Genomic DNA, 17,650 nt, shown 5'->3' with positions numbered 1-17,650 from the left:
CGCGGCCGGCTAGTCTGCGATTAGCGGCCGCTTATCCTTCCAGTTCTAGTTAATCCAGTTTGAGTGAACGGAGGTTCTGATCCACTTCCTTCAGTCCATCTTTCAAATCTTTACTTCCATTCCATACAGAAGACATGGTCTGGTTCATGGTTTCTAGAATCGTATTGAACTTTACGATCAGATGATTTTCAGCTTCACGTCCATACTTAATAGCACCCTCATGGACTTGTTTGAATTCCGCTTTATCCATCCCAATCTGCGAGGATATTTTTTCGTACCACAGTTCAAACAAGCTGCTGTCCGCTGGCGTTCTACCGACATCATTCATATAGCGATAGGCGCCTCCATCGGTTTTGGGATCGGCCAGATATCTGACAAATTCCCAGGCTTCATCCGGATGTTTACTTGAGTTTGAGATGCTCCATGGGTCCACAAAAAGTGTCACTTTGCGGCCATCATGGTAGGGAACAGCTGCGACACCCCAGCGAAAGTCCGCTTTTTCATAAGAACCCAATCCCCAACCTCCATTAATGTACATGGCAACTTTCCCCGTCATGAACACATCTCCAAGCTGAGCCGCGGCAGACACAGTCTGTTGGTCCGGTGCAACCTTATACTTGTTAATTAAATCGAGGTTAAATTGTAACGCTTCAATATTTTTGTCATTAAGTAGATCCGGCTCCCCCATAACCCCTGAGGTATACGCTTCTGGCTTAAAAAAATCACCGCCAAATGACCAAGCCATAGCATTCGGACTAAGGCCGCTTGCAAATCCGAATACCTGCTTGCGTACATTACCTACATCATGAGAAAGCTTTTGAGCAATTTCTAACATTTTATCGTAGTTCCATGAAGTGTCATCCCAGTCCGTTGTTGGATAAGGAATACCCTGCTGATCGAATAAATCCTTATTGTAAAACAGATACGTCGCATTGCTGACAAGCGGAATTCCGAAAAATTTATCATCAATTTTATATACATCCAGCAAATCCTTATCCATCGTATCCAGCTCTGGAGCCCCTTTTTCAATGTAAGGCGTTAAGTCCTTCAGGGCACCCATCTTCATATAAGTAGCAAAACCGCTGTCCGCCTGGTTCGGATTCCACACATCAGGAGCGTTGCCGCTTGAGATCATAGTGGTCAACTTCTGATCGAACTGATCATACGGAATATTCTCAAGATGAACTTTAATATTAGGATGAGTGGCTTCGAACGAAGCGATCGTCTCGTCTTGCCAAGCTTTTTTATCCGGATCTGCAGCCATCACCCAATTAATCTCTACTGTCTCTCCCTTATTACTCTGCACACCTGAAGGGTCGATAGTAGATTCCTTATCACCAGATCCGGCACATGCCGACAATGACATTCCGAGAACTGCAACGGGTAGAAATGTAGAAAGAAGGTTCTTTTTTAAGAATTGAGATTTCATTTTATGTCCCACCTTTTTTCATTTTTCGTTTAAAATCGTTCAAAGCATCTCTAATTTCAGCATAAGTTTACATATAGATTACACAATTCGATAATTTAGATAACATTCTAATTTTCTCTTCACACCCCCTTTGCTAAACCATTCGGAACAACTTCATCATAGCGTCTAAAAATATGATTTTCAGCACATATATTCACTAAATATATTGTTTTTCTGCATATATTCTTGTTAATATAGTTGACATATAACTGAATTGGGAGGGATAGCAAATGGAAACCAATTTTTATGAAGTACAAAAATTCGACATCAGTCGAGAGAAAAAAAGTCAATCCAGCATGCCTACACGACATTACCATAACGGTTATGAGGTTTTTTACATGGTTTCGGGGGATATTTGCTATTTCATAGAGGATAAGGCTTATCAGGTTGTCGGGGGTTCTCTATTGCTGATTGACATCAATAAAATTCATAAGCTTGTCAATTCGAGTGGGGAGACCTTTGAACGAATAACACTTGTATTTAAACGCGAGTTCCTCGAAGATCTGTTTCCGAACAATAAGACGCTTGATTTGCTGTCCACTTTTACACGAGATTGTCATCTGCTGCGATTTAATGGTTCTGAACAAAACTTTATCGAGAAATTATTCAATAAAATGGTCTCTGAATTTACGAAGCAACCTCCCGGCTATGAATTCTATCTAAAAACACTAATGTTTGAGCTGCTTATTTATATTTATCGCCACCAGGAAGCGATGCCTCCTGCAATCACTGAAGAAATCAGTGTAGTGAACAAAAAAATATTTGAAATTGTTGACTATCTCAACCGTTATTACGACCAACGTCATTCCATACGCGATATTGCCAACAGATTCTATATCAGTCCTTCCTACTTCTGCAAAACTTTTCGTGATAGTACAGGCTTCACCTTTACAGAATATTTGAATAATGTGCGGATAAAGGAAGCTCGTGCCTTGTTAATTAATACTGCCTTTAAAGTAGCCAAGATAGCTGAAAATGTTGGATTTGATAATATGACTCACTTTGGTCGGGTATTTAAGGAAATCACCGGGCTTTCTCCATTAAAATACCGCCAGACTTATAAAATAGAGAGTCCATGATGTATCTACGAAAAAGGAGCAGCTGCAATCATTTTTATTACAATATCCACACCAAAAAGACTCCTCTATTTATATAGAAGAGTCTTTTTTTGTTGCGACAGGCTAACGGATTATGTTTAAAATCTAACTCAGTAAGTTTAGGCTTGCTTCTTCAAGCGATGGTATAAGAAATTTATGATCGATTGGCGATGACATCACGATTAGAATCGTGTAGGTACCGTATTTATCACATTGATTTCCGAACTCCTCTAGGGCTCGTGTAGAGTCGGTTACTACTTTCAATAAGTAGTTGTGTTCCCCACTTATACGGTAACATTCGACGACATCAGGACTTGAGCGGCAGAAATCAAGGAATGCATTACAATCCCTAGAATGAAATAACATGTAGGCAGCAGCATGTTTCCCAATCTTTTCAGGAGAAATTATGGTGCGATATTCGCTGATGATGCCTTTTTCCTCCATACGCCTAACTCTCTCCGTAACCGCAGGTTGCGATAAACCGACACATTTCCCCAGCTCTGTCATAGAAATTCTTGCTTGATTTTGAAGATGGAAAAGAATTTGCTTATCAACATGGTCCATCAAAATCGCCTCCTTTAAATTTAAGGTGTTCTATATTAACTAGCTTGTAATTAACCGTTATAAGGCTAATTTAACTTAGTTGCCTTATGTAATCAAGATAACTCGTTATATATAATAACCCTACAATAGTAAAGTGTTCCTGGCTTTAACTATTCCGAAGGGATGAAGACAGATGAGTATATTGGATTCAAACAAAATAAATACAGAATGTTTATCAGGTCGCATCGATAGAGTAATCGATCGAACCCTCGCTGACAAGCGTTTGGTCGGTGCTGTCATTAAAGTGATGATAGATGGGGAACTGGTTTATAGCCGTGCTGCCGGTTTTGCCGACCGCGAGATAGGCCGACTTATGCGAGAAGATGCCTTATTCCGGCTAGCTTCAGTTACTAAACCTATCGTTTCAACGGCAGCCCTAGTATTAGTTGCGCAAGGTCGTCTACAGCTGGACGACCGCGTTGATCGTTGGCTTCCAGAGTTTCAGCCGCGTTTGCAGAATGGCGAGTTCGCGACCTTGACGATTCGTCATTTGATGACGCACACCGCAGGCCTGTCTTACCGATTTTTTCAAGAAGAGAAGGGTTCCTATCAGTCAGCAGGGGTATCAGATGGTATGGATCAGCCCGGCATCACGTTGGAAGAGAACCTGCGTCGTCTTGCCTCTGTCCCCCTCCTTTATACGCCAGGTACCGAGTGGAAATATTCCATCGCGACAGATGTGCTGGGAGCAGTAATTGCAAAGGTCACAGAAACACCGCTCAGTGAAGCTGTACATTCACTCGTGACAAAGCCGCTTGGCATGAGCGACACGGGTTTTATTGCAGTTGACCGAGAACGGCTGGCCACTTCCTATGCCAATGATACTCCAGAGCCACGGCCCTTACTTGAGCCCGACAGTATTGCCTTTGTGGAGGGAACGGCTGGGTTCCTGCTTGCCCCTAGCCGAGCATTTGACACTACTGCCTATCCTTCTGGAGGATCTGGCATGGTCGGCAGCGCCGGAGACTTTTTGCAACTGCTGGAAACATTACGTAAGGGCGGAGCGCCGCTGCTACCGGAGTCACTGGTTCACGATATGACGACCAACCAGATCGGTGATCTGCCAATGGCCTTCTGGCCAGGACGAGGCTTTGGCCTAGGCATTACGGTACTAAAGGATCCTGTCGCCGCAGACACTCCGGAATCCCCGGGTACTTGGCGCATGGGTGGCACTTATGGTCATTCGTGGTTCGTCGATCCGAAGCAACGCCTCAGTGCCGTGGCTTTCACTAATACTGCACTGGAAGGCATGTCGGGTCAGTTTACTGTTGACCTTTGTGATGCCATTTATGATAGACGTAATAAATAGAGCAAGAACACAAGGTGCCTGGGTCCGGAATGAACCGGCCTAGGCTCTCTGTCTAGTAGACCTATTCGTCGTGTGTATCATTGAGTTTGCTAAAATTATATAAGAGAGGGGCTTCTCTATGAGCCAAAACACATCTTCTGCCACACAAAGTGCCTCCAGCACTCCCTCTTCTGAACGTCTGCCATGGGCTGGATTACTCGCCCTAGCCATGACGGGGTTTATCTGTATTCTTACCGAAACGATTCCGGCCGGCTTGTTGCTCCAAATAGGTGAGGGGCTTGGAGTCTCCGAGGCCCTTGCAGGTCAACTTGTCACTTTGTACGCCCTGGGTTCACTGTTGGCGGCGATTCCCTTAACTACCGTGACGCGTGGATGGCGGCGGCGACCACTGCTACTAATGTGCATCCTTGGTTTTCTCATATTCAACACCGTCACCACTTTTTCTTCCAATTATATACTTACGCTGACAGCTCGGTTCTTCGCAGGCGTATCCGCTGGAGTCTTATGGGGGATGATAGCAGGTTACGCCCGGCGCATGGTTCCGGAGTCACTCAAGGGACGAGCAATGGCCGTAGCCATGGTTGGCACGCCTCTCGCTCTGGCACTCGGTGTCCCTGCGGGAACACTTCTTGGCACCCTTGTAGGCTGGCGCTCTATCTTCGGGATCATGTCGCTATTGGCTCTGATGCTAATCGCTTGGGTGTTTTGGAAGCTACCGGACTATCCAGGAGAGGCCCCTGATAAGCGACTCCCTCTCTACAAGGTTTTTGTTATTCCGGGGGTACGGCCGGTACTGTTTGTTGTTCTGGCATGGGTACTGGCACACAACATCTTGTATACCTACATTGCCCCTTATCTTACTCAGGCCGGGCTAACCCAGCGCGTTGACTTGGTACTGCTTATTTTTGGCATTACAGCGCTTGTTGGCATCTGGGTCATCGGTATTTTGATCGACCGCAAGCTGCGTCCATTGGTTCTGATCAGCCTCGCTGCTTTCGCCTTATCATCCATTGTACTAAGCATTAGTAGCAGCCAGCCCGTAGTGATCTATTTAGTGGTTGGTGTATGGGGGTTGACGTTTGGAGGAGCGGCTACTTTGCTACAGACAGCCGTTGCCGAAACCGCTGGCGAAAGTGCAGATGTGGCCCAATCGATGTTGGTGACGGCATGGAACCTAGCTATTGGCGGTGGCGGCGTGATGGGAGGGATTCTTATTGAAACACTTGGTGTCCGCTCCTTCCCGTGGGTAATGTTTATACTATTGATTCTTGCGCTGCTAGTAGCGTGGCGTGCTAAAGATTACGGATTTCCTTCAAGGAAGCGTTAAGCACACACATAAGAAATCCTGCCACAATCATCGAGTTTACAGATAACAGTAGCTGAACAAGAGATTTTTTAAAAAATAAGCCAGTGGTGCATATTAGATAGGACTAATATATGCCACTGGCTTTCTTATATTAGATTTTATAAAATCAACCCTTGATAAATTCTTGCAGATCCTTGGCCGAATTACAGATCTGTGATCGCTGCCAGAACGGTATTATTGAAATAATCAACATACATATTTTTAAATGGCTTCTGGTGATCCAGCTCTACGGATAAATGAACCGTCACCGTCTGATAAATCGGATCCACACAGAGGAATGGACCTGCCGCCCCCCAGTGTGAATAGGCATCAGGAGAGAGCAGATCTCCGCCGTCACGCTTCGTGCCATTAATCGCCCATCCGTATCCCCAGTACGCTTCAGGAAAAACTTCATCTCTATATTGTGAGGATACGCCCGGAATTTGATTGCGGGTCATTTCTTTTACTGTTACCGGACTAAGGAATCGTACTCCGTTATAAATTCCACCGTTAAGGAACATCTGGCCAAAAACAGCCAAATCCATAGCCGTTGAGTAAGCGCCGCCCCCCGCAGATACAGAATTCAAATTGTATTCGCTGTCTACCCATTCCGCGCATGCTGCCTCAGGAGCACGTCTAACTACTCTGTTCCGCACTTCCATTGGCACATGATAATATGTATTTTCCATTCCCAGCGGTTTAAAAATGGTTTCCTTTACGAATACATCATAAGCTTGTCCACTAACACGCCGTATGATTTCACCCAACAGCTCATAACCATATCCACAGTAAGACATCACAGTACCTGGCTCATGGCTAAGTGGTGCATCATAACCGCCATATAAGTAACTATGCAGTTCTGGATCTTGATTAGGTTCGTGTGGAGGATATTCCTCTTGCGCCTGTTTGGCAATTCCATTAGAACGAATCACATCAACCTCAATTCCAGAGGTATGTGTCAACAAATGATGTACGCATACCTTTGTTTTGTTTTCCCCTGTAAATTCGGGGATGTAATCAGAAACCGGCCTATTTAGACCCACTTTCCCTTGTTCCACTAACATCATAATAGCGGTTGCAGTAAATAGTTTTGTTATGGAACAGAGTGGAAATATAGCATCCGCGGTTAATTCCGCTGCGTCTGCTTCAGGGCCTGTTTTTCCATTCGCTTGATGGACCAGCAGCGTCCCCTTTCTCGCAGCAACAATAACTTGCGCAGGTGTGATATTGTCTTCAACCATTTGCGCGGCGGCTGTACGAATGCGCTCCACACCAAAGGCCGAGACACCCGCCTGTTCTAAAGAATTAAATACTAACCCTCTCATCGGTAGCCCTCCAATATGATTCATTTAATACATATATAAACTATTATACAAATATATTAAATAATCCTGCTAGCTTACTATTATCCTGTGCCTGAATTGTTGCTAAAGCTGACCCCGGCTTCTCCCGAAAATCAGCTTAGCTTTGTTTTACTAATTGACCGCTACCTTAAAAGCATCCACATTAAATGTTGTCCCGTTGATGGATAATGTGGCATTGTAATAACCCCGATCGCCATTTGTTTTGCATTTATATTCCCCGGAACATCCGCATACAAAAAATTTAGTTTTGTTGTAACCGGGATATATATTACTAAGTTTTTGGTAAAACAGATGTCCATGATGCGTAAAAATAGCTAGCACCTTATCTCTCACTTTTGTAGGAATGGATGAAAAAAACTTATTCGTCTCCGATGCGCTTAATACATGGGTTGGGTCCACCGTAATCCCGCTCACTTTGAGGGGCCAATGAAAATCTATAATATAATAAAAACTATCATCTAAATTTTTCAACAAATTTATACTACCCGGAGTGAACCGTCCAAGCGCACAATTAAGCCATACATACTTGACCTTCCCCTGAGTACCCGGGAAATTCATTTGCCCTTCATCAGCACCTAAATATTGTCTGAATAAGGACTGTGTACTTGCCTCCCAATTTCCTATAGATGCTTTATAAGGAATACTCCCGAGCGTGCTTGTTACCGTATCCTTGAAGTCCTTGTAGTAAGCATTCGCATTATTTCCATGATTAGCTCCCGCTTGCGTATTATCTCCTCCAAAAATAACAAATCTCTTATTCCCGCTATTCACAGCTTTAGGCAAAAGATTCCTAAAAATGCTTGCGCTGTTTCCATACCCCACATGACTATCACCAATAACCGCAAAGTTAATGATTTGTGCTTTTGCCTTAAGAATTAAACTACGTTTAGGCTGCAGTCTGGAGGCAGGTCTTCTTCTCCTACTAGGTTTCACCTGTCTTTTCATCTTAGATTCACCTCTTTTAAAATGGATGAAGGATCATAGTAGTATTTATATTCGCTTTACCTTAGGGACTCTTGGACCAATGGATTCATCTAGGAGATTAGTTCCTCTTATACTTTGTGGTCATTTATGCGGCTTGTCCCAAACTGGAGATTATAATTAGTCCCATAGAAATGAATAATATAATACCATTCATAGACTTATTTATTGATTAAGAAATAAATAAGCATATAGAAAAATCAAAAAGAGGTAACTCAGAAGCCACGAATGGCTATTGAGTTACCTCTTTTAGTTAGAACACTCTTACTTAAATCTTCATGTCCTTACCCGTATAATCTACAAACATGAAATGACCTTCCGGTGTTGTCCGCTTCTCGATCAAGTCCATGATGCCCTCAGCACTTTGGGTCGGATTCGTTGGCGCCTCTGCCCCGCCCATCTCCGTATGCATCCAGCCAGGATGTACGCCGAGTACTTGTACCCCGCGTTCTTTTAAATACACATGCAGCTGCTGTGAGAACATATTAAGTGCCGTTTTGGAGATGGAATATGGATAGTCTCCCGAATAAGCATTAGTAATGCTGCCTGCTTCCGACGATATATTGATAATCGAAAGTTTGGGTTCAGTGAGCAGCGGCAAGAAATGCTTAACCACCCGCATCGGTCCGTAAAGATTAATATCCATCGTGGTAAGCATATCTTGGAAATCCAGCTCTTCAATCTGTGTGTCCCTGGCGGTCAGCACCGCCGCATTATTAATAATGGCACCAAGTGTCCGGCCTTGTCCTTGCAGATTCGCAGCAAGCGCCGCGATTCCTTCTTCATCCGTCACGTCCAGCGCGGCCACAGTCAGCTTCTCGCCATAGGTCGCAGCAAGCTGGGATAGTGCTGTTTGTTCCTGATCAGGACGGCGAACCCCGGCAATGACTCCATGCCCCCGCTTCAATGCCTCAGCCGCCAGCTCATAACCCAATCCACGTCCGGCACCAGTAATTAGTATATTCACTATAAATCCTCTCCTTTATCCTTATCGTTCTCCAGCAGTTCCACAATCATCTTTAACTCCTTGAACGTGTCCAGATAAGCATAACGCCCCCCGGTATACTCACCCTTTTGCTGGAGTGGGAACCCTTTGCCTTCGAGCAGCGTAATCTTCTCCTTCATTCCTTCAACCACAAAAGCAATATGATGAGGTCCCTCACCATGCTCATTCAAATAATCACGCCACGTACTGGGCTGCTGATCTGGCTCAATCAGCTCAAGCTGCAGGGAGCCCATATCAAAAAAAGCCAGCTTAGCCCGCGCCACCGTCGCCTCGCCATTATACCGAGTCTGCGCCTTATCTTCTGTATCTGTAACGATAATTTCCGGCTTCTCCATTCCAAAAAATTCCGCATAAGCCGTGCTTACCTTTTCAACATCATTCACCAAAATTCCAATCTGCGTAACAAAATGATTCCCCAGCCATCCTGACATGTACTCTACCTCCCATTTGTCTGACAAGTCCACCATACCGATTCTTTGAAAAGGCTGTCAAGCCTGAAAATAAATCGCTCCGAGCCAGTGAAAATTATCCAGAGAAAGTCCAGCCGACTTCGGCGCTATCATAGGCATTTATACCTCTCCAGATGCCGCAACTGGTTAAGAATATTTGGTGCGTGATGTTACTTTTTGTTTCGGTTAATGACCAATTCGGTTATAGAATGAAAAGTTTAAATTAACAAAAGGGGTGAGGAACGATGGACCATAGAAAAAGATCACGCCTGATGCAGCAGTTTATTTTTGTCGGGCCAACTTCCTTGTTTTTCTTTATTATTGTGCTGATTCCTTTCTTTTTGGGACTCTATTATTCATTTACCAGCTGGAACGGAATCTCGCGGCATGTCGAGTGGACCGGACTGCGGAACTATCTACATATTTTCACCAAGGATCCTTCCTTTCTTAATTCATTCTGGTTCACGGCGAAGTTCACTTTCTTCGGTCTAGTGCTGACCAATCTGCTTGGCTTCGCACTCGCTTATGTGCTGACGCGTAAACTGTTCACACGTAATGTCCTGAGAACGGTATTTTTTGTACCGCATGTCATTGGCGGACTTTTGCTCGGGTTTATTTGGCAGTTTATTTTTGTCAGAGGATTCTCCTCTATCGGGCAGGCCACCGGCTGGTCCTTCTTTAATCTTCCCTGGCTAGGCACCGGAGGGACAGCATTCTGGGCGATTGTTATCGTATTTGTCTGGCAAAATGCGGGATATCTGATGGTGATCTACATCTCTGCTATCAACAATGTTCCCCAAAGCCTAATTGAAGCGTCCAAAGTGGATGGAGCCGGACGTTTTCAGGCCTTGCGCCATGTCACTCTTCCACTGGTCATGCCCGCTGTAACTGTTTGTCTATTTCTATCTATCTCCTGGTCCTTTAAGCTGTTTGACCTCAACCTGTCGCTGACCAAGGGTGGACCCTTTAAAGCTACCGAATCTGTAGCCTTGAATATTTACAATGAAGCCTATACCATCAGCCGGTTCGGAATGGGCTCGGCTAAAGCGATGGTTTTCTTCGTCATCGTGGCCGTGATCTCCCTACTACAGGTTAGAGCAACCAAGAAAAGAGAGGTGGAGCTGTAATGGAGACTACCGCCAAGAAATTTAATGTCCCCCTGCTTCTCATCGAAGTGATTGTAATCCTGCTGGGACTTCTATTTTTAGTGCCCTTTTACTTTTTACTGGCTAACTCAGTGAAAAGCTATAGTGAAATACTTTCTGACTCTGCTGCGCTGCCTTCAGCACTCCAGTGGAGCAACTACGCGGAAGCTTGGAAAGCTACCAATTTCCCTCGCGCCTTCCTGAACTCTTTTATCATCACGGTGATTAGTAATGTTCTGCTAGCATTCCTCTGCTCTATGTGCGCTTACAAAATGGTCCGCAACAACAGCTTGTATAACCGTGTGCTCTATATTGCATTAGTAGCCGCCATGGTTATTCCATTTCAATCTATTATGATTCCGCTGGTACAGGTCGTCAGCGGTTTGGGCGTCATGGATTCAACCGCCGGTTTGATTTTAGCATATCTTGGGTTTGGCGCCCCGATGACTGTTTTTCTATTCCACGGCTTCGTCAAATCGGTACCTCTCGATATCGAGGAGGCCTCAAGAGTAGATGGCAGCAGTCCTTATGGTACCTTTTTCCGGATTGTTCTTCCGCTTATGCAGCCGATTATCGTCACCGTCATCATACTGAACACCCTGTGGATCTGGAATGATTACTTGATGCCATCGCTTATTCTGCAGGATCCGGTGCTTCGCACCATTCCTATTGCCACTTATAGCTTTTTCGGACAATATACGAAGCAGTGGGATTTGGCGCTTCCAGGACTTGTACTGGGGATTACACCGGTGGTCATCTTTTTCCTAGTGATGCAAAAATATATTATTGAAGGCATTGCCCAAGGTTCCGTGAAGGGCTAACCATACACGTGACTTTCAGCCAGAGAGGATGAATGAATATGAGAACAAAACGTGGAATTCTCCTCGCATGCTCCCTGCTGCTGGCTGCCCTGACAGCCGGTTGCGGACGCAGCAGCGACAATGCAGATGGAGTCAAAACCGTACACATCTACCAGTTCAAGGTTGAAATATCTGAAGCGCTGGCTTCGCTCAAGACCGAATTCGAGAAAGAACATCCCGATATTAAGCTTGAGGTACAAAGCGTGGGAGGCGGGACCGATTATGGCGCCTCGCTGCGTGCCAAATTCTCTTCCGGAGATGAGCCGGATATCTTCACCATCGGCGGCAACAATGAACGTGATATGTGGCTGGAATATCTGGAGGACCTGAGCGGCGAAGCTTGGGCCAAGGATGTAAAGCCACTCGCAGCAGAACAAATGACCATCGATGGCAAACTCTATGGGATGCCGATGAATCTGGAAGGATACGGCTTCATTTATAATAAGGATCTATTTAAGAAAGCCGGAATCACCGAGAAGCCATTGACGCTAACCGCTCTGCGCGAAGCCTCCGAGAAGTTAAAAGCGGCAGACATCACACCTTTTGCGAATGGTTACCAAGAATGGTTCGTGCTTGGCAATCATAATGTAAACGTACCTTTCGCCCAGCAGCCTGATCCGGAGGCATTCATCGCCGGACTTACAGACGGTTCCAAAACCTTCGCCGGAGACCCTATTTTCTCCAAGTGGATCGATCTACTTGACCTTACTGTAGAGTACGGCAATAAGAACCCGCTCTCGACCGACTATAATACTCAAGTCACTATGCTAGCGAGCGGTGAAGCTGCGATGATGCAGCAGGGTAACTGGACTCAAGGACAGATCGACGGCATCGATCCCAATCTTAATCTGGGCCTCCTGCCCATGCCCATTGACGACACTCCCGAAGACAACGACAAGCTTTATGTAGGCGTACCCAGCAATTGGGTTATCAATAAAAACTCTCCCGTTAAGGAGGAGGCCAAGGTCTTCCTGAATTGGCTCGTCACCTCCGAGACCGGAAAAAAATATATCACCAAGGAATTCCAATTCATCCCTGCGCTCGACAACATTAAGGGAACCGAAGAAGATCTTGGAGCACTAGGTGCTGAGGTGCTGGCCTATACCGATAAAGATCAAGCGCTGACCTGGAACTGGACCCGTCTGCCGAACGGGATGCCACAGGAATTATCCAGCAGCATACAAGGGTATCTCGGCGGCAAGCTGACCAAAGAAGGGATGTTGAAGGAATTCCAAGTCAACTGGGATAATCTCAGTGTGCAGTGATTTACCTGCTCTAAATACGACAAACAGCCGCGCAACGATGCGTGGCTGTTTGTTCGTGTTCATTTAATTCCTCTCCGTTCATTAGTCGGAACCCGTTGCTAGTTCGCACGCAGCATACTAATTTGTCTGGCAAGATACACAGGCGTATAGGGCATGTCATCTCGGAGCCAAGAAATAACCGTGCCGATTAGAGCTGCTGAACCGTACCAAACGGCAATGTCCTTTTGTATCGGCGTCTTTGAATGATCAGCAGTCCCCTCCTTTTTCTCCTGGTGCGCAGAAATGATTTCCGCCATCAAATTAAACAGGCGATCTGTAAAAATCGGGCTTCGTTTGGATGTGAGTATGACTTTGTAGAATTTTGCATTTTCCGCAATATGCTTAAGCAGACTTTCTAATATCCTCAAATTCTCTTCATCAACCGACTGGTGATGGTTGTCATCGTTGTTCACCACTTGTAGAATGTCCTCCACCATCTCATCCGCCATCTTTTCCAGCATATCCGGGAGATCCCGATAGTGCAGATAAAAAGTAACCCGATTGATTTTAGCCCGCTCTGCAATACGATTTACTGATATTTTCTCAATATCCATTTCCTCAAGCAATTCAATCACAGCATCTCTAAGCAATTGACGTGTTCGAAGTACCCGGGGATCTGTACGTTGCGTTGTGTTATTCATCTTGTACTCTCCAATCTTTTACTTTCATATTGTAAGCTACATATTTTAGATAATTGTTGTTTTTTAAAAAGAAAAAACTACATTTTCAGAACGAATGTAAACTACTTTACATTTTTTCGCAAATTGTTGCTTGATTACATGAAAATTTCATTTATAATCTAATTCATGCATTGTAAACTATACAACACACTGTAAATTTAGTCCATGATCGACGAGTTGAAAGGATGGAGTGGAGTGAGTACAAAGACAGAAGTAACAAGCAGTTCCGTGAAAAAGGGCCCCATCTTATTCATTATGATTTTGGGCGCCTTTCTTGCGACACTGAATCAAACGGTAATGAGCGTTGCCGTTCCGGAGTTAATGCATGATTTTAATATCTCGGCGGCTACAGCTCAGTGGCTGACAACGGGGTATATGCTGGTTAATGGTGTTCTAATTCCAATTACAGCTTATCTAATGCAACGATTTACGACGCGAGAGCTTTTTCAAGCTTCTATGTTTATATTTTTGGCTGGAACGATCGTATCGGCCCTCGCGACAAACTTCCCTGTTCTGTTGACCGGGCGTATGATTCAGGCAGCTGGTGCCGGGATTATCATGCCACTGCTCACGAATGTCATCTTGACCCTGTTCCCTCCTGAAAAGAGAGGGGCTGCCATGGGGATGGTAGGGCTAGCCATTATTTTCGCACCTGCGATTGGACCTACTCTGGCTGGATATATTTTGGAACATTATTCTTGGGAGACTATGTTTTATGGCATGATTCCTTTGACCGTCATTGTAATCATATGCGGATTTATTTATTTAAAAAATGTATCAGAACGCATCTTTCCCAAGTTGGACATTGTTAGCGTAACTCTTTCTACCATTGGTTTTGGAACCTTGCTGTATGGCTTCAGCCTCGCTGCCAGTGCAGGCTGGTCGAGCGCAGAAGTGTTATTGTCTTTAGCAGCAGGTGTGCTTTCCCTTGGCTTATTTACTTGGAGACAGCTGGCTTCCCAAAATCCACTGCTTGATCTCCGGGCCTTTAAATACAATATGTTTTCCTTAACGACTGTCATCAGTATCGCAGTTACAATCGTGATGTATGCGGATATGATGCTGCTGCCTCTGTACCTGCAGAATGCCCGCGGTTTTACAGCGATGGAGTCCGGTTTGCTGCTGCTTCCCGGTGCACTCGTAATGGGATTGTTGATGCCGGTAACCGGAAAGCTGTTCGACCGGTTCGGAGCGAAATGGCTCGCCATCATCGGATTGTTAATTACAATTGCAACGACTCTAAGCTTTGTGAACTTAACCGACTCAACCAGTTACATGTATCTGGTATACATGTCAACAGGCCGCCGGATCGGGATGGCTCTCCTTCTCATGCCTATACAAACCTTGGGTCTAAATCAACTACCCGCCAAGCTTAGTGCGCATGGTACAGCGATTTCAAATACCATTCGACAAGTAGCTGGCGCCGTCGGGACTTCCCTGCTCGTCACCGTAATGACGAGCCGTACTACAACGCATATGAAGGATATGCTGGCCTCTGGCAGCACACAGAACGGAACACAGGAACATATGATTATGGAAGCATCCATTCAAGGGATCAATGATTCCTATCTAGTGATTGTGGGAATTGGCATCCTCGGTCTGCTGCTATCTTTCTTTATTAAACGTGTTGGGCAAGCGCCTGATCCTGAGCAAGAACCCAAATTGAAGCTAAAAAAAGTCATTGCCAAAGAAGCTTGATATATAGAAGTTATCAGCACTGTTTAAGAATCATAAAAAAGAGATCAACGATGAATGACATCGTTGATCTCTTTTTAGTTTGATCTTTATTACAACAATTAGCGACCAAACCATCTGCTAACTTGCATAACTATTTCAGTTTAAAATAGATGGACCTTTTGTCGGACTCAAGCTTGCTATCGTTTCTATAAAGAACAAGGTTGTTCTCCTTGCCTTTGATTATTGGCAGAATAACTTTACCCGAAGCTTCAAAAGAACCTGGTTTACTTGGGGTGACTTCAGGAAAATCAGCTAACAACTTTTCGATATTTTCTCCGAGAGATCCCTCAAAATAATCACTAGAGCCACCAATATAGTATTGTCCACTGGATGTTTCTACCCCCCAAATGGTAGGTGTAAAACTTGAAAGGAACTTCCGCCCTTGGTCCTGACTACCTTTTACAAGAGTGGCGTTCTTCACCTTAAGCGTTACATCAAGCAGGACATAATCTACAGCTACATCGGGATCAGTGACATGTTCCTCAAACCCAAGAGCATGTAATTGTCCGAGAGTAGTAGACGTAACCTTATTGATAGTGAAAGTATATTGAACAGATGTTGAATCACCTTTAGGGCTATAATTGTTATCAAGGTCCGTATAAGTAAAAGAAGTACCTAACTTCACTGCATCTGCAAACGAAGCGCCGCTGTTACTGGAAGTCGTAGCGGAAGATGAGGCAGCAGGCTTTGGTGTTGCCTGCGGTGTGGACTCGGTTGCAGGCGGAGTAGATACGGTTGCTGGCTTCGCAGTAGCTTGTGCAACGGTATTGTCCTTATCCGGGACAACGGATGTAGATGTTCCGCCGTTCGCCGATGTGATCACAACAGCTTGACGACTGTTATCCCATTTCACGGTTGCCCCCAGTGCTTCAGATACAGCCTTGGCGGATACATAGCTATGTCCCTCATAGATAATTGGGTACATTGTTCCTTCACTACTTGACAGGTTCACTTTCTGATTATCCACTTCAATGCTGATGGCCGCATTCTGATATGCAGAAATCTTCTTCAATGTCGTGTCTGCGTAAGCGACTGCACCCACAGCCAACAGCATTGAGCTAACTGTAATAATTGACATGACTTTTTTACTTGTTACCTTTAGCATCTTACACTCTTCTTTCATGTTTATGTATATGAATCTCGAAAATTATATCACTTTATATCGAATATTGTAAATATTGGAATGATAGGATATTCGTTCTTTATTTGTGAATACTTAAAAAAGACACATTTCCATTGCCAACGCCACATTTCGCTTTTAATCTCCTAAATAGCGTGAATACTATAGATCTTTATACTCAAACCAAAAAGCAGCCCTGGGGGCTGCCTTAATCAAATTAATTAGTAAGTGTCTTAGAATCATTCTACGCCGAAGCTTCAATGATCTGTCCTGCCAAAGCAATCAAATCCTCCTTGGTCAGGTGTCCACCGGTTTCCCGAATAATATAATTGACACGGGTCTTTGGATTCATCCATGCAACTGACTTGTACTCCATCTTATCAATAGGTGTGTATACCACCTCTTGGCCACTCACTTTTAGCTTCTGCGACTGTGCATTTGCTGGTTCGGATTCAACAGTCGTATCCTTAGGTCCTGCAGGTTCGGCAGCGATGGCAAGAACTCCTCTTTTACCATTTTTCTCTGTGGTCATATTATAGATGATGTTGATAGCTGTACGCTTCTCCTGCAATTTCTTTACATATATTTTCTTATCGGACGCCTTACCCTCGGCGATCACTTGATAGTATATCTTATCCTGTTCTTTTTTCGTCATATATGGAGAAACAATTGCCCTGAAAAAATTGTAGCCTTCCGGAGGCTCTTGCAATTGCAGTGGCATGGAGGTATTGCCGGCAGCATACTTTTCCACATATTCATTATACGTATTAAACGAAAGGGAATAATATGCACCCGCAGTGGGTGATCCCTTAGCATAGGCTTGATATTCCTTGTCATTAATATACACATATCTGATTTCTCCAGGTTTAAGCTCTTCACTTAATGCTTTCTGCTGCAGATCTTTGAGATTTTTGAATTTTTTTTGTTCCTGATCTGTTTTCGCTTTGGCAGCTTCATCGATGCCCTGAGCTATATATTTGACTTCCGCCTTAATGGCGGTTTCTTCCACAGACTGAGCAACAGTCTTCTCGGCGTAAGCTTCTCCTTTGAAGCCATAACCTAAACCGAACATTAGGGTCATACTGGTCATGGCAATGAGTGTTTTTCTATTATTCATTAAAATACCTCACCTTCCTGTATATGTAGTACTCTTACATAACACTTACGTTACCGGATTTGTGA

The 17,650-nt window shown here is 44.5% G+C and carries 16 protein-coding genes; 7 read left to right on the top strand and 9 right to left on the bottom strand.

Annotated features, from left to right (window positions below; translation table 11 throughout):
• Window positions 1-49: 49 nt before the first annotated feature.
• A complete protein-coding gene (locus NSQ66_RS07450; RefSeq protein WP_036675749.1) occupies window positions 50-1,429 on the bottom strand; it encodes a sugar ABC transporter substrate-binding protein in 1,380 nt (459 codons plus the stop codon).
• Between the two features lie 269 nt (window positions 1,430-1,698).
• Between NSQ66_RS07450 and NSQ66_RS07445 the strand changes: the two genes are divergently transcribed.
• Window positions 1,699-2,547, top strand: coding sequence for an AraC family transcriptional regulator (locus tag NSQ66_RS07445; RefSeq protein ID WP_036675751.1), 849 nt, complete (start codon window positions 1,699-1,701; stop codon window positions 2,545-2,547).
• A 123-nt stretch (window positions 2,548-2,670) separates the two neighbouring features.
• Here NSQ66_RS07445 and NSQ66_RS07440 read toward each other — a convergent pair whose 3' ends face one another.
• Window positions 2,671-3,129, bottom strand: a complete 459-nt coding sequence (locus NSQ66_RS07440; RefSeq protein WP_036675753.1) for an Lrp/AsnC family transcriptional regulator — start codon at window positions 3,127-3,129, stop codon at window positions 2,671-2,673.
• A 172-nt stretch (window positions 3,130-3,301) separates the two neighbouring features.
• On the opposite strand from NSQ66_RS07440, the gene NSQ66_RS07435 reads away from it, so the two are divergent.
• Both NSQ66_RS07435 and NSQ66_RS07430 read left to right on the top strand, forming a co-directional pair.
• Entirely contained in the window at window positions 3,302-4,477 is a 1,176-nt protein-coding gene (locus NSQ66_RS07435; protein WP_339279643.1) for a serine hydrolase domain-containing protein, read from the top strand.
• Between the two features lie 118 nt (window positions 4,478-4,595).
• Entirely contained in the window at window positions 4,596-5,804 is a 1,209-nt protein-coding gene (locus NSQ66_RS07430) for an MFS transporter (RefSeq protein WP_076104732.1), read from the top strand.
• A 182-nt stretch (window positions 5,805-5,986) separates the two neighbouring features.
• Here NSQ66_RS07430 and NSQ66_RS07425 read toward each other — a convergent pair whose 3' ends face one another.
• From NSQ66_RS07425 to NSQ66_RS07410, 4 genes are all read right to left on the bottom strand, one after another.
• On the bottom strand, window positions 5,987-7,147 hold the full coding sequence (locus tag NSQ66_RS07425; protein WP_076098874.1) for a serine hydrolase domain-containing protein: 1,161 nt from the start codon (window positions 7,145-7,147) through the stop codon (window positions 5,987-5,989).
• 150 nt (window positions 7,148-7,297) lie between these two features.
• Window positions 7,298-8,131 carry a metallophosphoesterase gene (locus tag NSQ66_RS07420; protein ID WP_076098875.1) on the bottom strand — a complete coding sequence of 278 codons (834 nt, stop codon included), beginning with the start codon at window positions 8,129-8,131 and terminating at the stop codon, window positions 7,298-7,300.
• Window positions 8,132-8,435: 304 nt separating this feature from the next.
• Window positions 8,436-9,134 (bottom strand): SDR family oxidoreductase, encoded by a 699-nt coding sequence (locus NSQ66_RS07415; RefSeq protein ID WP_036675756.1) that lies wholly within the window; start codon window positions 9,132-9,134, stop codon window positions 8,436-8,438.
• On the bottom strand, window positions 9,134-9,604 hold the full coding sequence (locus tag NSQ66_RS07410) for a VOC family protein (protein ID WP_076144491.1): 471 nt from the start codon (window positions 9,602-9,604) through the stop codon (window positions 9,134-9,136). Before NSQ66_RS07410 ends, NSQ66_RS07415 begins: the two co-directional genes overlap by 1 nt.
• 263 nt (window positions 9,605-9,867) lie before the next feature.
• Between NSQ66_RS07410 and NSQ66_RS07405 the strand changes: the two genes are divergently transcribed.
• From NSQ66_RS07405 to NSQ66_RS07395, 3 genes are read left to right on the top strand one after another with little or no spacing between them, the layout of a single operon-like run.
• Window positions 9,868-10,749, top strand: coding sequence for a sugar ABC transporter permease (locus NSQ66_RS07405; RefSeq protein WP_076125253.1), 882 nt, complete (start codon window positions 9,868-9,870; stop codon window positions 10,747-10,749).
• The gene (locus tag NSQ66_RS07400; RefSeq protein ID WP_076141188.1) at window positions 10,749-11,588 is read left to right on the top strand and encodes a carbohydrate ABC transporter permease; all 840 of its coding nucleotides are present in this window, start codon (window positions 10,749-10,751) and stop codon (window positions 11,586-11,588) included. Before NSQ66_RS07405 ends, NSQ66_RS07400 begins: the two co-directional genes overlap by 1 nt.
• A 38-nt stretch (window positions 11,589-11,626) precedes the next feature.
• Complete coding sequence (locus NSQ66_RS07395) at window positions 11,627-12,892, top strand: ABC transporter substrate-binding protein (protein ID WP_076141187.1); 1,266 nt, start codon at window positions 11,627-11,629, stop codon at window positions 12,890-12,892.
• 98 nt (window positions 12,893-12,990) lie between these two features.
• On the opposite strand, the gene NSQ66_RS07390 is transcribed toward NSQ66_RS07395, so the two are convergent.
• A complete protein-coding gene (locus NSQ66_RS07390; protein WP_036675766.1) occupies window positions 12,991-13,572 on the bottom strand; it encodes a TetR/AcrR family transcriptional regulator in 582 nt (193 codons plus the stop codon).
• Between the two features lie 294 nt (window positions 13,573-13,866).
• On the opposite strand from NSQ66_RS07390, the gene NSQ66_RS07385 reads away from it, so the two are divergent.
• On the top strand, window positions 13,867-15,309 hold the full coding sequence (locus NSQ66_RS07385; RefSeq protein ID WP_249267685.1) for a DHA2 family efflux MFS transporter permease subunit: 1,443 nt from the start codon (window positions 13,867-13,869) through the stop codon (window positions 15,307-15,309).
• Between the two features lie 130 nt (window positions 15,310-15,439).
• Here NSQ66_RS07385 and NSQ66_RS07380 read toward each other — a convergent pair whose 3' ends face one another.
• Window positions 15,440-16,453, bottom strand: a complete 1,014-nt coding sequence (locus NSQ66_RS07380) for a stalk domain-containing protein (RefSeq protein ID WP_051490872.1) — start codon at window positions 16,451-16,453, stop codon at window positions 15,440-15,442.
• Between the two features lie 259 nt (window positions 16,454-16,712).
• Complete coding sequence (locus NSQ66_RS07375) at window positions 16,713-17,585, bottom strand: hypothetical protein (protein WP_036675769.1); 873 nt, start codon at window positions 17,583-17,585, stop codon at window positions 16,713-16,715.
• Window positions 17,586-17,650 lie beyond the last annotated feature (65 nt).

This window comes from Paenibacillus sp. FSL H3-0329, from assembly GCF_037963285.1.
In the GTDB taxonomy this organism is placed as follows: Bacteria; Bacillota; Bacilli; order Paenibacillales; family Paenibacillaceae; genus Paenibacillus_AQ; species Paenibacillus_AQ odorifer.
Note: the sequence above shows the minus strand (reverse complement) of the source record. Positions and strands in the feature narration are given on the sequence as shown.

What these genes read in the sequence shown, in the direction of transcription:
- NSQ66_RS07440 (WP_036675753.1), bottom strand. Translation starts at nt 3,129, where the DNA reads ATGGACCATGTTGATAAGCAAATTCTTTTCCATCTTCAAAATCAAGCA.
- NSQ66_RS07390 (WP_036675766.1), bottom strand. Translation starts at nt 13,572, where the DNA reads ATGAATAACACAACGCAACGTACAGATCCCCGGGTACTTCGAACACGT.
- NSQ66_RS07380 (WP_051490872.1), bottom strand. Translation starts at nt 16,453, where the DNA reads ATGCTAAAGGTAACAAGTAAAAAAGTCATGTCAATTATTACAGTTAGC.
- NSQ66_RS07385 (WP_249267685.1), top strand. Translation starts at nt 13,867, where the DNA reads ATGATTTTGGGCGCCTTTCTTGCGACACTGAATCAAACGGTAATGAGC.
- NSQ66_RS07435 (WP_339279643.1), top strand. Translation starts at nt 3,302, where the DNA reads ATGAGTATATTGGATTCAAACAAAATAAATACAGAATGTTTATCAGGT.
- NSQ66_RS07445 (WP_036675751.1), top strand. Translation starts at nt 1,699, where the DNA reads ATGGAAACCAATTTTTATGAAGTACAAAAATTCGACATCAGTCGAGAG.
- NSQ66_RS07405 (WP_076125253.1), top strand. Translation starts at nt 9,868, where the DNA reads ATGGACCATAGAAAAAGATCACGCCTGATGCAGCAGTTTATTTTTGTC.
- NSQ66_RS07450 (WP_036675749.1), bottom strand. Translation starts at nt 1,429, where the DNA reads ATGAAATCTCAATTCTTAAAAAAGAACCTTCTTTCTACATTTCTACCC.
- NSQ66_RS07395 (WP_076141187.1), top strand. Translation starts at nt 11,627, where the DNA reads ATGAGAACAAAACGTGGAATTCTCCTCGCATGCTCCCTGCTGCTGGCT.
- NSQ66_RS07425 (WP_076098874.1), bottom strand. Translation starts at nt 7,147, where the DNA reads ATGAGAGGGTTAGTATTTAATTCTTTAGAACAGGCGGGTGTCTCGGCC.
- NSQ66_RS07375 (WP_036675769.1), bottom strand. Translation starts at nt 17,585, where the DNA reads ATGAATAATAGAAAAACACTCATTGCCATGACCAGTATGACCCTAATG.
- NSQ66_RS07400 (WP_076141188.1), top strand. Translation starts at nt 10,749, where the DNA reads ATGGAGACTACCGCCAAGAAATTTAATGTCCCCCTGCTTCTCATCGAA.
- NSQ66_RS07430 (WP_076104732.1), top strand. Translation starts at nt 4,596, where the DNA reads ATGAGCCAAAACACATCTTCTGCCACACAAAGTGCCTCCAGCACTCCC.
- NSQ66_RS07410 (WP_076144491.1), bottom strand. Translation starts at nt 9,604, where the DNA reads ATGTCAGGATGGCTGGGGAATCATTTTGTTACGCAGATTGGAATTTTG.
- NSQ66_RS07420 (WP_076098875.1), bottom strand. Translation starts at nt 8,131, where the DNA reads ATGAAAAGACAGGTGAAACCTAGTAGGAGAAGAAGACCTGCCTCCAGA.